The 13,123-nt window shown below is 69.4% G+C and carries 13 protein-coding genes; 5 read left to right on the forward strand and 8 right to left on the reverse strand.

The features are described from left to right. Nucleotides 1-10: 10 nt before the first annotated feature. The 4 genes from flgE to flgB all read right to left on the reverse strand — a co-directional run bounded on the left by flgE (nucleotide 11) and on the right by flgB (nucleotide 3,050). Nucleotides 11-1,252, reverse strand: a complete 1,242-nt coding sequence (gene flgE / locus R9B84_RS15935) for a flagellar hook protein FlgE (protein ID WP_423758677.1) — start codon at nucleotides 1,250-1,252, stop codon at nucleotides 11-13. A 27-nt stretch (nucleotides 1,253-1,279) separates the two neighbouring features. Continuing rightward, nucleotides 1,280-2,029, reverse strand: coding sequence for a flagellar hook assembly protein FlgD (locus R9B84_RS15940; RefSeq protein WP_423758678.1), 750 nt, complete (start codon nucleotides 2,027-2,029; stop codon nucleotides 1,280-1,282). Nucleotides 2,030-2,093: 64 nt separating this feature from the next. After that, complete coding sequence (gene flgC / locus R9B84_RS15945; RefSeq protein WP_423758679.1) at nucleotides 2,094-2,519, reverse strand: flagellar basal body rod protein FlgC; 426 nt, start codon at nucleotides 2,517-2,519, stop codon at nucleotides 2,094-2,096. 42 nt (nucleotides 2,520-2,561) lie between these two features. Beyond that, nucleotides 2,562-3,050, reverse strand: a complete 489-nt coding sequence (flgB, locus tag R9B84_RS15950; protein ID WP_423758680.1) for a flagellar basal body rod protein FlgB — start codon at nucleotides 3,048-3,050, stop codon at nucleotides 2,562-2,564. Between the two features lie 204 nt (nucleotides 3,051-3,254). On the opposite strand from flgB, the gene flgA reads away from it, so the two are divergent. From flgA to R9B84_RS15970, 4 genes are all read left to right on the forward strand, one after another. After that, nucleotides 3,255-4,508, forward strand: a complete 1,254-nt coding sequence (flgA, locus tag R9B84_RS15955; RefSeq protein WP_423758681.1) for a flagellar basal body P-ring formation chaperone FlgA — start codon at nucleotides 3,255-3,257, stop codon at nucleotides 4,506-4,508. Between the two features lie 118 nt (nucleotides 4,509-4,626). Beyond that, on the forward strand, nucleotides 4,627-4,956 hold the full coding sequence (flgM, locus tag R9B84_RS15960; RefSeq protein WP_423758682.1) for a flagellar biosynthesis anti-sigma factor FlgM: 330 nt from the start codon (nucleotides 4,627-4,629) through the stop codon (nucleotides 4,954-4,956). 76 nt (nucleotides 4,957-5,032) lie between these two features. Continuing rightward, the gene (locus tag R9B84_RS15965) at nucleotides 5,033-5,473 is read left to right on the forward strand and encodes a flagellar protein FlgN (protein ID WP_342308130.1); all 441 of its coding nucleotides are present in this window, start codon (nucleotides 5,033-5,035) and stop codon (nucleotides 5,471-5,473) included. Nucleotides 5,474-5,661: 188 nt separating this feature from the next. Continuing rightward, complete coding sequence (locus R9B84_RS15970; protein WP_423758683.1) at nucleotides 5,662-7,002, forward strand: SGNH/GDSL hydrolase family protein; 1,341 nt, start codon at nucleotides 5,662-5,664, stop codon at nucleotides 7,000-7,002. A gap of 83 nt (nucleotides 7,003-7,085) precedes the next feature. Here the strand turns inward: R9B84_RS15970 and R9B84_RS15975 are convergent, their stop codons facing one another. Continuing rightward, on the reverse strand, nucleotides 7,086-8,936 hold the full coding sequence (locus R9B84_RS15975; RefSeq protein WP_423758684.1) for a M24 family metallopeptidase: 1,851 nt from the start codon (nucleotides 8,934-8,936) through the stop codon (nucleotides 7,086-7,088). A gap of 425 nt (nucleotides 8,937-9,361) precedes the next feature. Between R9B84_RS15975 and R9B84_RS15980 the strand changes: the two genes are divergently transcribed. Then, nucleotides 9,362-10,162 carry a helix-turn-helix domain-containing protein gene (locus R9B84_RS15980; protein ID WP_423758685.1) on the forward strand — a complete coding sequence of 267 codons (801 nt, stop codon included), beginning with the start codon at nucleotides 9,362-9,364 and terminating at the stop codon, nucleotides 10,160-10,162. Nucleotides 10,163-10,204: 42 nt separating this feature from the next. On the opposite strand, the gene R9B84_RS15985 is transcribed toward R9B84_RS15980, so the two are convergent. From R9B84_RS15985 to R9B84_RS15995, 3 genes are all read right to left on the reverse strand, one after another. Then, on the reverse strand, nucleotides 10,205-11,446 hold the full coding sequence (locus R9B84_RS15985) for a multifunctional CCA addition/repair protein (RefSeq protein WP_423758686.1): 1,242 nt from the start codon (nucleotides 11,444-11,446) through the stop codon (nucleotides 10,205-10,207). Continuing rightward, nucleotides 11,443-12,090 (reverse strand): glutathione S-transferase family protein, encoded by a 648-nt coding sequence (locus R9B84_RS15990; RefSeq protein WP_423758687.1) that lies wholly within the window; start codon nucleotides 12,088-12,090, stop codon nucleotides 11,443-11,445. Before R9B84_RS15990 ends, R9B84_RS15985 begins: the two co-directional genes overlap by 4 nt. Before the next feature lie 64 nt (nucleotides 12,091-12,154). Beyond that, nucleotides 12,155-13,117, reverse strand: coding sequence for a complex I NDUFA9 subunit family protein (locus R9B84_RS15995; protein ID WP_423758688.1), 963 nt, complete (start codon nucleotides 13,115-13,117; stop codon nucleotides 12,155-12,157). Between the last annotated feature and the right edge of the window lie 6 nt (nucleotides 13,118-13,123).

Consider the following 13,123-nt stretch of genomic DNA (forward strand, 5'->3'; position numbering starts at 1 on the left):
TTATCCGCGCTTACAGGTTGATGAGCGTCTGGTCGACGGTCTGCTGCGTCTTGATCGTCTGCGCGTTCGCCTGGTAGTTGCGCTGCGCGGTGATCAGGTTGACGAGCTGCGACGTGAGGTCGACGTTCGAGTTCTCGAGCGCGCTGCCCTGCAGCGAGCCGTGGTTCGTGCTGCCCGGCGCGGAGACCTGCGGCACGCCTGATGCGGCGGACTCCGCATACTGGTTGCCGCCGAGGTTCACCAGCCCGTTCGGGTTGTTGAAGTTCGCGAGCGCGATCAGGCCGAGCACCGCGGTCTTGCCGTTCGAGTAGTTGCCGGTCAGCTTGCCGTCGGCACCGATCGTGTAGGTCGTCAGCGTGCCGCTCGCGAAACCGTCCTGCACGAGGTTGTTCACGCCGTCCTTGCCGCCGTACTGCGTGGTGCCGGTCAGGTCGAGCGTGATGCTCTGCGGCGTCGCCGAGCCGTCGGTGTTCGGCACGGTGAACTGGAACTGGCCGAGCGACGTGGTCGGCGTCGGCGGCGTGCCCGTCGTCGTGCTCTGGATCGCGCCCGACGAATTGAACGTGATCGTGCCGAGATCGGTCGCCGCGCCACCCTGGACGCCCGCGTACGCTTCCCACGTGCCGGCCGCCGACTTCACGAAGTACATGCTGACGGCCTGCGAGCCGCCGAGCGTGTCGTACACCTGGATCGACGTCGAGTAGTTGGAGGTCGTGGTGTCGTTCGGGTTGAACGGCGTCTTGACCGGCACCGTGTCCTGCGAGTTCAGGTTGAACTGGCCGGTGATCTTGGTCGTCGCGGTCGGCGCGATGTTGGTCGTCGGCGCCTGCATCGGCACGGTCTGCGCGGTGTTGATCACGCCGCCCGGGCCCGCCGTGTAGCCCATCAGGTTGCGGCCTTGCGAGTCGACGATGAAGCCGGCCTTGTCGCGCTGGAACGTGCCGTCGCGCGAGTACGTCGTCACGCCGTTGTTCGACATCTGGAAGAAGCCGTTGCCGTTGATCGCGACGTCGAGCGACGAGTTCGTCGTATTGATCGTGCCCTGGCCGAACTGCTGCTGTACCGAGTTCAGCGTCGTGCCGATGCCGATCTGCGTGTTGACCGACGTCGCGACCGAGTTCGCGTACATGTCGGCGAACTGCGCGGTGCTCGACTTGAAGCCGACCGTGTTCGCGTTCGCGATGTTGTTGCCGATCACGTCGAGCGCGTTCGAAGCGCCGGCGAGGCCGCTCAGCCCCTGTTGATAACCCATTTCGGTCTCCGTTTCGAGAAAACTCGATCAGTTGGTGGTGGTGCCGCCGGACGAGGACGACGTCTTGACGTTCGGGAAGATCGACGCGACCTGGGTGAGCCCCACCGTCGTACCGTTCGACAGCACCAGCCCCGCCGTGCCGTCGGCCTGCTTGATCACGCTCTGCACCTGCGCGGCCGCCAGCACGGTCGGCGCGTAGGTCTTGCCATCGGTGCCGGTGTACTGCGCGCTGACCGTGTACGCGCCGTCCGGCAGCGCATTGCCGGCCACGTCCGTCGGCGTCCAGTTGAACGGCACGGTGCCGGCCGACTGCTTGCCCGCGTTGATCGTGTTGACGACGGCGCCCGAGCTGTTCTTCACGGTGATCGTCAGGTTCGACACGTCGCTCGTGAGCGACACGCCGAACGGTGATGCCGCGCCGCTCTTCACCGCGACCGAATTGCCCGGCGCGAGCACGTTCGAGCCGATCAGCAGCGCGGCCTGCGTCTGCTGGCCGGCCGCGAGCTGCGTCGACAGCGACGTGAGCGACGTGTTCAGCTGCGCGATGCCGCTCACCGTGTTGATCTGCGCGAGCTGCGTCGTCATCTGCGAACTGTCGACCGGGCTCGTCGGATCCTGGTTCTGCAGCTGCGTGACGAGCAGCTTCAGGAACGTCGCCTGCAGGTCGCTCGCCGACGTGCCGTTGGTCGACGACACTTTGTTGGTGTTCATCGTGTCGGTCGGCAAGGTCGACACGCTCGTGCCGTTGCCGCCGATCGTCGTGTTGGAGGATGTCATCCTGGGTGGCCTTCTGTCGGAACTGTCGGAACTTTCGGGTCTGTAAGGTCGGTCGGCGCGCGGCTCACGTGCCGATCGTCAGCGTCTTGAGCATCAGCGTCTTCGCGGTGTTCAGCGTCTCGACGTTGGCCTGGTACGAGCGCGACGCCGAGATCATGTTCACCATCTCCTGCACCGGGTCGACGTTCGGCATCTGCACGTAGCCGTTCGCGTCGGCGGCCGGGTTCGCCGGGTCGAAGGTCGATTTCATCGGCGACGGGTCGTCCACCACCTTCGTCACGCGCACGCCGCCCACGCCCTGGCCGGACGCGGTGCGCGCGCCGCCCATCGGGTCGGTCGCGAACACGACCTGCTTGGCCTTGTACGGCTTGCCGTCGGGGCCGGTGGCGCTGTCGGCGTTCGCGAGGTTCGACGCGGTGACGTTCAGGCGCTGCGATTGCGCGGACAGCGCCGAACCGGCGACGCCGAAGATGTTCATCAACGAAGGCATGGAGGCTCCTTGTACTGGTGCGCGGGGTCGGAAGCGGCGCGCTTACGAGTTCGTCGAGATCGCGGCGATCATGGCCTTGATCTGCTGGGTCATCACGGTCATCCCGGTTTGGTAGTGCAGCGCGTTGTTCGCGAACTGCACGCGTTCGACGTCGAGATCGACCGTGTTGCCGTCGAGCGACGGCTGCAGCGGCATCCGGTACTGCGCGCGGCCGTAGTCGTCGGCCGGGCCGCCCGTCGGGATCAGCTTCGCCGTGCCGGCCATGTGGCCCGCCGCCGTCGACACCATCGACATGCCGCTCGTCACGCCGGCCGGCTGCGTCATCGGCAGTTGCGCGGCGTTGCTCGGCGCGAGGCCGCCGTTCGTCTGCTTCAGCGAGCGCGCGAGCGTCGATGCGAAATCGACGTCGCGGGCCTGGTAGCCGGGCGTGTCGGCGTTCGCGATGTTCGACGACAGCAGTTCCTGCCGGTAGGCGCGCACGTCGAGCGCCTGTCGGCCGAACGCGAATTCCGCATCGAGTTTGTCCAGCATGTGTGCGTCTCTCCGTATGAAGCGCTGCACGCCCCTCGCGCCGGATGGCAACCCGAGAGGCTTTTTTCCATGACAGCGATGGTAGGCGCCGCGTGCAACCGGCAATCGGGCGAATAACGCGGCAAAGGCCCCCTCTATTCATCGTTTGCGCGGCGGCCCGGCTCCCTAGAATGCAACTCGGATCAACGGATCGAGGACACGGCGATGACGGGCAGCGCACTTCGCGGCAGGAACGGGCGGCTCACGCACGTGCGGCGTGCGTTTGCGCTCGCCGCGGCGCTGTGGATCGCCGCGCCGGCCGCGCACGCGGACGACGGGATGATCGTGATTCCCGGACGCGGCGAGACGGCCGAAACCGCGCTCGCGCACGCCAATGCGGCGAGCGGCGGGCAGTTCGGCGGGAATGCGGGGATGGCTTTGGGTGCGGGGATGGCGGCGGACGCCGGACGTGCGGCCGGAGCGGGTGGTGCGGCCGGAGTGGGTGGTGCGGGTGGTGCGGCCGGTGCCGCCGCTGCCGGCTACGCGGCGCAACCGGCCGGCACGATGATCGTGACGAACGTCCCGCCGCCGGCTGCCGCACCGGCCTCCGTCTACACAGCTGCTCGCGCGAACACCGCCTACGGCGCGCCGCGCGCCGCCGATCCCAACGCCATCGCGACGGTCGTCGCCGGTACGTCGGAGCCCGCGTCGAATCCCGCGCGGCCGGCGCCGCCGGCAGTCGCCGCACGCATGGCGGCGGGCCGCGCCGCGTCAGCCGCGCCGGCGCCGCGCGCACCGGTGGCTTCCGCCAACCCGGCCCAGGCGGCCCCCGCAGCCCAGCCCGCGACGCCGCCCGGCCAGCAAGACCCCGACGCGATCCGCCGCGCGGCCCTCACGTTCCTGCAGCAGCAGATCGCGGGCCTGCCCGGCAAGACCACCGCGACGGTCACGACCGCGTTTCCGCGCGGGCTCGCCGCGTGCACGACGCTCGAGCCGTTCCTGCCGACCGGCGCGCGCCTGTGGGGCCGCACGACGGTCGGCGTGCGCTGCGCGGGCGAGCGGCCGTGGACCGTCTACCTGCAGGCGAAGGTCGCCGTGCAGGCCACCTATTACGTCGCCGCGCGCCAGATCGCGCCCGGCGAGCCGCTGGGCGCGGCCGACCTGATCGCGCGCGACGGCGACCTGACGGTACTGCCGCTCGCGGTGATCACCGATCCGGCGCAGGCGATCGGCTCGACCGCGCTCGCGCGCATCTCGGCCGGGCTGCCGCTGCGGCAGGACATGCTGAAGAGCGCGGCGTCGGTGTCGGCCGGCCAGACGGTGCGGGTTGTCGCGGCCGGCCCCGGTTTCACGATTTCGGCCGAAGGCAGCGTGCTCGCGAATGCGGCGCCCGGCCAGTCGGTGCGGGTCCGGATGGCGGCGGGCCAGATCGTCACGGCGATCGTCAAGGACGCCGGCACCGTGGAAATTCCGCTGTAGGGCCGGATGCCGCTGCAAGATTGCAAAGAATTGTTTATTCGGAGAATTTCGGGCTCACGATGCTAAAGTTCGGGCCGACCCGGCCGTTATCTGGGTCAAACCGTACAGGAAACCCATCGTGAAGATCGATTCCACTCCGAACTCGAGCCCCGTCGTGCCGACCGGCAACGGCGCGACCCGTGCGCAATCCGGCACGGCCCAGTCGTCCGCGCAGGCGGCCGATGCAGGATCGACCGGCGGCGACACGACCGTGAACCTGTCGGGTCTGTCCGGCCAGTTGCGCTCGGCATCCGCGTCCGGCAACGCCGATATCGACACGGGCCTTGTCCAGTCGATCAAGGATGCGCTGAAAGACGGCACGCTGACGATCGACGCGAACAAGATTGCCGACGGCGTATTGAATACCGCCCGCGAGCTGCTGCAGCAGCAGCGCCCGCAGGGCAGCTGAGCCGGCCGCCTCGCGGCCGGTCCCCCGGTTTGCCGGCGCACCGCACCACGCGCGCCGGCGCGACGAGCATGACGCGATGAGAGAAGAGCTGCTGGCCACGGTCAACGACGAACACGCGACGGTCGAGGCGTTCGCGTCCCTGCTCGCGTATGAAGAAAAAGCGCTGACGACGCCGGAGCCGCTCGAGATGCTGCCCGGGATCGTCGAGAAGAAGAGCGAGCTGATCGACCGGCTCGCGCAGCTCGAGCGCACGCGCGACACGCAGTTGTCCGCGCTCGGCTTTGCGTCGGGCAAGAAAGGGATGGACCAGGCCGCCGAGCGCGATGCACGCCTCGCCGGCCGCTGGCAGTTGCTGCAGCAGGCCGCCGAACGCGCACGCCAGGCCAACGCGAACAACGGGATGCTGATCCGGATCCGGATGGACTACAACGAGCGCGCGCTCGCGGTGCTGCGCTCGGCCCCCGCACCGGCCGGCGTCTACGGCCCCGATGGGCGCGTGTCGGCACTGATGCGCTGACGTCGCGCGGCGGCGCGCATCGCGCCCCGCCCCGCCGCTTCACCCGCCTCGCCGCTGCACCCGCCTCACCCGCTTCACCCCGAATTCCGCTTCGACAGACCGGGCTCCAGCCCGGCGCAACCGTCCCCCCGATACGCGGCAGCGCAGCCGCGCTGCCTGATCCAACAACAACAGATCGGAGGGCATCGATGCATCATTCCCGTTTTGAATCCGCACGCCGTGTGGCCGCCATCGCCACGCTCGGCGCCGCGCTGACGTTCACCGCGTCGCTCGCGCCGGCCGCCCCGGCCCCGCTGCCGACGCCGACCGGCGACATGACGCTGTCGCCGGCCGGCCCGCTCGCGGCACCGGCTTCCACTCCGCCCGGCAGGGCGCCGCGCGCGTCGCGCGGCAGCGACACCTACACCTACCTGCGCTGCTGGTACCGGATCAGCGACGATCCGCTCAAGCCCGAGGCGACCTACGAATGGGCGCGCGATCCGGCGGGCGGCGACTGGTATCGCGTGCCCGGCTACTGGTGGGCGGACGGCGTCACGCAGTGGAAGAACATGTTCTACAGCGCGACAACGCAGGACACGCTCGCCGACGTCTGCCGCAAGACGCTCGCCGCGCGCGGCATCCGCGCGAACCTGACGCAGGCGGTCGCGGCGAACAACGCGCTGTCGTTCAACTACACGGTCTGGACGATCGACGCCGCGCAGCAGGACGCGCGAGTCAACAAGCTGATCGTGTTCGGCGACAGCCTGTCCGACACCCAGAACATGTTCAACGCGAGCCAGTGGAAGCTGCCGAACGGCACGAGCTGGCACGCCGGACGCTTCAGCAACGGGCCGGTGTGGGCCGAATACGTCGCGAACACGCTGCGGCTGCCGTTCTACAACTGGGCAATCGGCGGTGCGGCGACCGACCAGCACCTCGTCGTGCCGGGCCTGGTGCAGGAGGTCGACTCGTGGCGCGAATACATGGATCGCGCGCCGAACTACCGGCCCGCCAATACGCTGTTCGTGGTGTTCGCCGGCGGCAACGATCTCGTGAACTACGGCCGCACGTCCGAGCAGGCGGCGAACGCGGTGCGCGACAGTCTCGAGCGGCTCGCCGCGGCCGGCGCGACGCGCATCCTGCTCGTCACGCTGCCGGACGTGTCGCGCGCGCCGGTGTTCGCGACGCGCACCGACACCGCCAGCGTCGCCGCGCAGGTCAAGGACTACAACCAGCGGCTCGCCGACGCGGCGGCCGCCGTCCGAGCCCGCTACGGCGCGACGCTGCGGCTCGAGGTGTTCGACGCGTACGCGCCGTTCGACGATCTGCTGAACCGCCCCGCGCAATACGGCTTCGACGATGCGAAGCGCTCGTGCCTCGACATCCCGAAGCCGTCGTCGCTGACCTACCTGGCCGCGCAGACGCCGCGCGCGGACTGCCGCGACCCGGCGCGCTTCGTGTTCTGGGACACGCTGCACCCGACGACGCGCACGCACGCGTGGCTCGCCGAGCGGATCACGCCGTTCGTGCGCGCGCGATTGCTGGATTGAAATGGATCCGGATCGGGCGCCGATGATCCGTCATCGATGACCGACGGACAGCGGGCGGCCGACGCCGCCCGCGCCGGCACCGCTTACAGCAACGGGCACGCCGTCACCTGCGTGCCGCGCTCCACACACAGCCGCTCGTAGTCGCGCAGGTACGCGCGCTCGTCGTCGTCCAGCAGGTCGAGATCGATCAGGTCCCAGTCGTAGCCGACCGTCACGATGTTCTCGAACGTCACCGTGTCCGGCTGCGCGTCGTCCTGCCGGATGATCACGATGTTCTCGATCCGCACGCCGCCCTTGCCCGGCACGTAGATGCCCGGCTCGACCGAAATCACCGCGTTCGGCACCAGCCCGTACTTCGCGCCCGGCGCGAAGCGCACACCGCCCTCGTGCACGTGAATCCCGACGCCGTGCCCGGTGCCGTGGCCGAAATCGTGGCCGTGATCGCGGCACACCTGCCGCACGAGGGCGTCGACGTCGCTGCCCGTCGCAGAGGCCGGGAAGCGCGCGACGAGCCCCTTGATGCACGCCTTCAGCGCGACCGTGTAGATCTCGCGCTGCCACGGCTGCGCGACCGTGTCCGTGCGCGTGCGGCGCAGCACGACGCGCGTGCAGTCCGTCGCGAAACCGGCTTCGTAGTACGCGCCGCTGTCGAGCAGCACGAGCTCGCCTTCCGTCAGCTCGACGTCGGCGCTCGCCGCCGTGTAATGCGCGAATGCGCTGTTCGCGCCGTTCGCCGCGATCGACGGAAACGTCAGCGCAACCGCCGAACGCGCACCGTACGCGTCGTTGATCGTGCGCGCCAGGTCGTATTCGGTGTGGCGCGCGCCCGGCTCGCCGGTCTTCGCCCAGCGCATCGTCTCGGCGATCGCCGCGGAGCTGCGCGCGAACGCATCGCGGAACCGGTCGAGCACCGCCGGCGTCTTCGCGGCCCGCATCGCCTCGACCGGATTGAAGTCGGCATGCCGCGCGTGCGGCCACACGCGGCGCACCGCATCGACGAGCGCGCAGTTCACCGATTCGAAGCCATAGCACACGTGATCGACCGCGAACTGCGCGAGAAAGCGCTCGAGCGCGGCGACGTCGCGCCGGATCACGTGCAGCGCCGGATACGACTCGAGCGTGACTTCGCAGCGGTCGCAGCCTTCCGGCAAGAACAGCGCGACCTCCCCGCCGACCGCGAACAGGAAGCCGAGATGCGACGACGCATTCGGGATGTGATAGCCGCGGCTGTTCAGCAGATACGCGAGATCGTCCGACGCGCAGGTGAAAAACGCGGTCTTGCCGTCAGCCGCGCCGGTATGCGCGGCGAGCTTGCGGTTCAGCGTGTCGAGGTTCTGCGCGACGCTCAGGCCCGTCATCGCTTCCGGCAGCTCGAAGATCGGCCGCTCGACGGCCCAGCCCGGCAGCGCGATCGCGCGGTCGATCTCGCGATCGGCGAGACTCGTCCAGTCGAGCACCGCGGCCTGCGTCTGTTCGAGCAGGCGGTTGCGCTGCGCGACGCTGATCCGCAACCCGTCGTAGCCGACCCGCGCGAGCCGGCTCGCATGCGCGAGCAGCCAGTCGGCCATCGCCTGCCAGATCGTCACCTTCATCCCGAGCTTCTCGATGCGCACGCGCGCCGGATCGCACTGCTGCTCGGCCTGCAGGTGATAACGGCCGTCGACGAACAGCACGAACGGCGGCATGCCGAGCGCCTGCGCGGTCGCCGCGCTCAGGAAGATTCCGCAGCCGGCCGAGCCGTCGAAGCCCGACAGCGCATAGCGCGGGTTATTGCCGAGCGGCAGGTACTCGGTGACGTATTCGTCCTGCGACGTCACCACCACCGCGTCGAGCCGCGCGGCGTCGAGCAGGCGCGACAGGCCGGCCTGCGTATCGACGACGGACGCGTCGTACGGGGGAAGGCCGGAGAAACTGTATTTCAGTCGATCGATCATCGGATGCCCACGTTATTCATGGTTGTCGGCGGCCGGCGGCGTGACGCGGCGGGGCGCCTGCCTGACGCAGGCTTGACGCGACACGGCGCCGATGGCCGGACGACGCGCGGCACTGCACGTCGCCGGGCCGCTGTGGCGTGCCAGCGGCAGGTCCGCGGAAATTTTTGTCTCACTTAACTTTGTTTGATGCGCGCGACAGAATCTAGAGCAGGCTGAAATTGAGGTCAAGCTAAAATTTTCGTAGGACTAAAATCGGCGGAACGGTGCCGCATGCAGGCGTGGCGTCGCCCGGCGACACTGCGCGGTACAATGCGCCGGCATCGTCGTCCCGACGGCCGTGCTTCGTGCGATGCGCGGAAAGCAACGTCCCGGCGACTGCACCGCCCCTCCGCTCGCCTCCCGACTCGTTGCCACGAAAGAGATTCATGGATTCAGACATCATGCGTATCGGCCAGCGCATTCGCCGCCTGCGCCGGGAAGCGAAGAAGACGCTGCTGGAAGTCGCGACCGAAGCGAAGCTGTCGGTCGGGTTCCTGTCGCAGGTCGAGCGCCATCTCACGGGCATCTCGCTGTCGTCGCTCGTCAACGTCGCGAAGGCGCTGGGCGTTCCGCTCGGTGCGCTGATCGACCAGCCGCGCCAGGCGCAGCCCGATTCGCACGAGGGCAGCCGCAAGCCGTACGCAGTCGACAGCGCGTCGCAGTGGTACGAACGGCTGTCCACCACGTTCGACGGCAGCCAGATCAATGCGGTCAAGGTGCAGATGATGGAAGGCTACCGCTCGGAATGGGTGTCGCACGGCGGCGACGAATTCGTCTACGTGCTGACCGGCCGCGTCTGCTACACGGTCGGCAAGAACGATTACCCGCTGGCGCCCGGCGACTCGCTGCACTTCGACGCGCGCAAGCGGCATCGTGTCGCCAACGTCGGCGACGGGCCCGCCGAGCTGATCGCGGTCAGCACGCTGCCGCTGTTCGACGACAGTTGCGCCGAATTCGTGTCCGCGACGATGGAAATCAGGCAGCCCGCGCCCGTCGTGCGCACTGCGCCAGGCGAGCCGCGCGTGAGCCGCCGCGAACCGGCGCCGAAACGCGGCCGCGACGCCGATCCGCCACGGCCGGCCAGCGCGGCGGAAAAGAAGGCTGCCGGCAAGCCGCGCGCATCCGCCGGCAAACGCCCGGCTGCCGCCACCCCGGCACGCAAGGCAGCCGCGCGCAAGAAGCCGTAACGGCTGGCGGGCGCGTGGCGCCCGCCGTTGTCATCCCTGCCCCTATTCGCCGATCGCGAGCGCCTGCGCGACGGCCTGGATCCGCGCGCGATGCACGGCCTCCTTGATCTTCTCCGCTTCGCTGCCGATGCCGCGCGCGATCGCGCCGGCATCGACGCTGCGTGCGGCCGCGAGCGCCACGCGCAATCGCTCGGCCTGCGGATACGGCTGCGCGTCGAGCCCGAGCCGCCCGCGCGCATCCGATTCGCACGCCTGCAGCATCTCCGCGAAACGCGCCGGCTTGCGCAGCGCGTCGCTGCGCTCGAACAGCCGCACCAGCGCAGCCGCGCCCATCTCCATCACGCGATGCAGGTTGCCGTGCTCGCGCGCGACCACGAGCGCGAGATCGCGGCAATCGTTCGGCACGCGCAGCCGCTCGCACAACGGCTTGAGCAGGTCCACGCTGCGGCCCTCGTGGCCGACGTGGCGCGGCAGCACGTCGGCGGGCGTCGTCGCCTTGCCGAGATCGTGCGTGAGCGCCGCGAAGCGCACCGGCAGCGAATAGCCCTGCTTCGCCGCGTAGTCGACGACCATCATCACGTGCACGCCCGTATCGACTTCCGGGTGGTAGTCGGCGCGCTGCGGCACGCCCCACAGCGCATCGACCTCGGGCAGGATGCGCGCGAGCGCGCCGCAGTCGCGCAGCACCGCGAACATCCGCGACGGCTTCGCCTCCATCAGCCCGCGCGCGATTTCCTGCCATACGCGCTCGGGCACCAGCGCGTCGGCCTCGCCCGCGTCGACCATCCGCCGCATCAGCGCGAGCGTTTCGTCCGCGACCGTGAAATCCGCGAACCGCGCGGCGAAGCGCGCAATGCGCAGGATCCGCACCGGATCCTCGACGAACGCATCGCTCACATGCCGGAACACGCGCGCGTGCAGGTCGGCCTGCCCGTCGAACGGGTCGATCACGGGCCCGACCAGCGCGCCTTCCGGGCTCACCTCGCGCGCCATCGCGTTGATCGTCAGGTCGCGCCGCGCGAGATCCTCGTCGAGCGTCACGTCCGGCGCGTAATGGAACTGGAAGCCGTGATAGCCGGCCGCCGTCTTGCGCTCGGTGCGCGCCAGCGCGTATTCCTCCTGCGTCTGCGGATGCAGGAACACCGGGAAATCCTTGCCGACCGGCCGGAAGCCTTGCGCGGCCATCTGCTCGGGCGTCGCGCCCACCACCACGTAGTCGCGGTCCTGCACGGGCACGCCGAGCAATTCGTCGCGGATCGCACCGCCCACTGCGTAGATGTTCATGGCTGTGGCTCGTATTCGGCGATCACGTTGGTCTCGCTGCGCGCGGCGTCGGTCCAGCGCTGCACCGCCGGCAGCGCCGTCACGCGCGCCGCATAGCCGGCCGCTTCCGGCGACAGGCCCGGCGCATACGTGTTGAAGCGCATCACGACGGGCGCGTACATCGCATCGGCGATCCCGAACTCGCCGAACAGGAACGGCCCGCCCGACGCCTCGAGGCACGCGCTCCACAGCGCATCGATGCGCGCGACATCGGCGAGTGCGTCGGGCGTCGCGCCGCGCCCCGGCATCGACGCGCGCACGTTCATGCCCATCTGCGTGCGCAGCGCCGCGAAACCCGAATGCATCTCGGCCGCGATGCAGCGCGCATGCGCGCGGTCGAGCGGATCGGCCGGCCACATCGGAAACTGCGGATAACGCTCGGCGAGCGTCTCGGCGATCGCGAGCGAATCCCAGATCGCGACACCGTGATCGTCGATCAGGCACGGCACCTTGCCGGACGGCGAATACTCGAGGATGCGCGCGGCCGTGTCGTCGCGGCGCAGCTCGACCGCGATCTCGTCGAACGGGATGCCGAAATGCGCGAGCAGCAGCCACGGACGCATCGACCACGACGAGTAGTTCTTGTCTCCAATGACGAGTTTCATGACGGTGTTCCGGAAAACGCGAAGGTGGAAAGGAAGAGGCTGAACGACGGCATCCCGGCCGGGACTAACGACGGCGCGAACGGAACCAGTCGAACCGCGACCGCGCCGCGGCGTTGCCGAGATAAGCGGGCGCAATGCTTTCGAGACTCGCGGGCGTGATTCCGAGCTCCGGCGCGAGCGGCCCCGACAGCACGTTCGGCACCGACATCGACGCGAGATTGTCGCGCGTGATTACCGGTTCGCCGGGCAGGCATTCGAACGCGATTGCCTGCAGCCGCGCGAGCGCGTCGGGCAGCCGCACGATGCGCGCCTGCCGGCCGACCAGCGTGCCGCAATAGCGCACCAGTTGCTCGAGCGTGTAGACGGTCGGGCCGCCGAGCTCGTAGGTCTTGCCGTGCGCGGCCGCGAGATCGAGCGTGTTGACGAACGCGCGCACGACATCGCCGACGAACACCGGCTGGAAGCGCGCGTCGGGCATCGCGAGCGGCAGCACGGGCACCGTGCGCTGCAGGTTCGCGAACGTGTTGAGGAATGCGTCGCCGGGGCCGAACACGACCGACGGGCGGAAAATCGTCAGCGCGAGCGAATCGGTCGCCGCGATCGCATGCAGCGCGGCCTCGCCGTCGCCCTTCGAGCGCTGGTACATGCTCGCGCCGCGCGAATCGGCGCCGAGCGCGCTCATGTGCAGCAGGCGCTGCACGCCAACCTCGGTGCACGCGCTCGCGAGCGCGGCCGGCAGCGCGACGTGCGCGCGCTCGAAGCCGGGCCCGTACGGCGTGCCGCGGCCGCCGTGCAGCACGCCGACCAGATTGATCGCCGCGTGCGCGCCGGCGACGAAGCGCGCGAGCGTGCGCGTATCGAGCGCTTCGAGCTCGACGATCTCGACCGGCAGCATCTGCAGGTGGCGCGCGTGGTCGCGCCGCCGCGTGCCGATCCGTACCTGCTTGCCGGCGTCGATCAGCGCATTGACGAGCCGGCTGCCGATGAAGCCGGTGCCGCCCAGCAGCGCGACGGTCTGGCGATCCATGTTCGA

The sequence above is a fragment of the Burkholderia sp. NLJ2 genome (genome assembly GCF_049487195.1).
In the GTDB taxonomy this organism is placed as follows: Bacteria; Pseudomonadota; Gammaproteobacteria; order Burkholderiales; family Burkholderiaceae; genus Burkholderia; species Burkholderia pyrrocinia.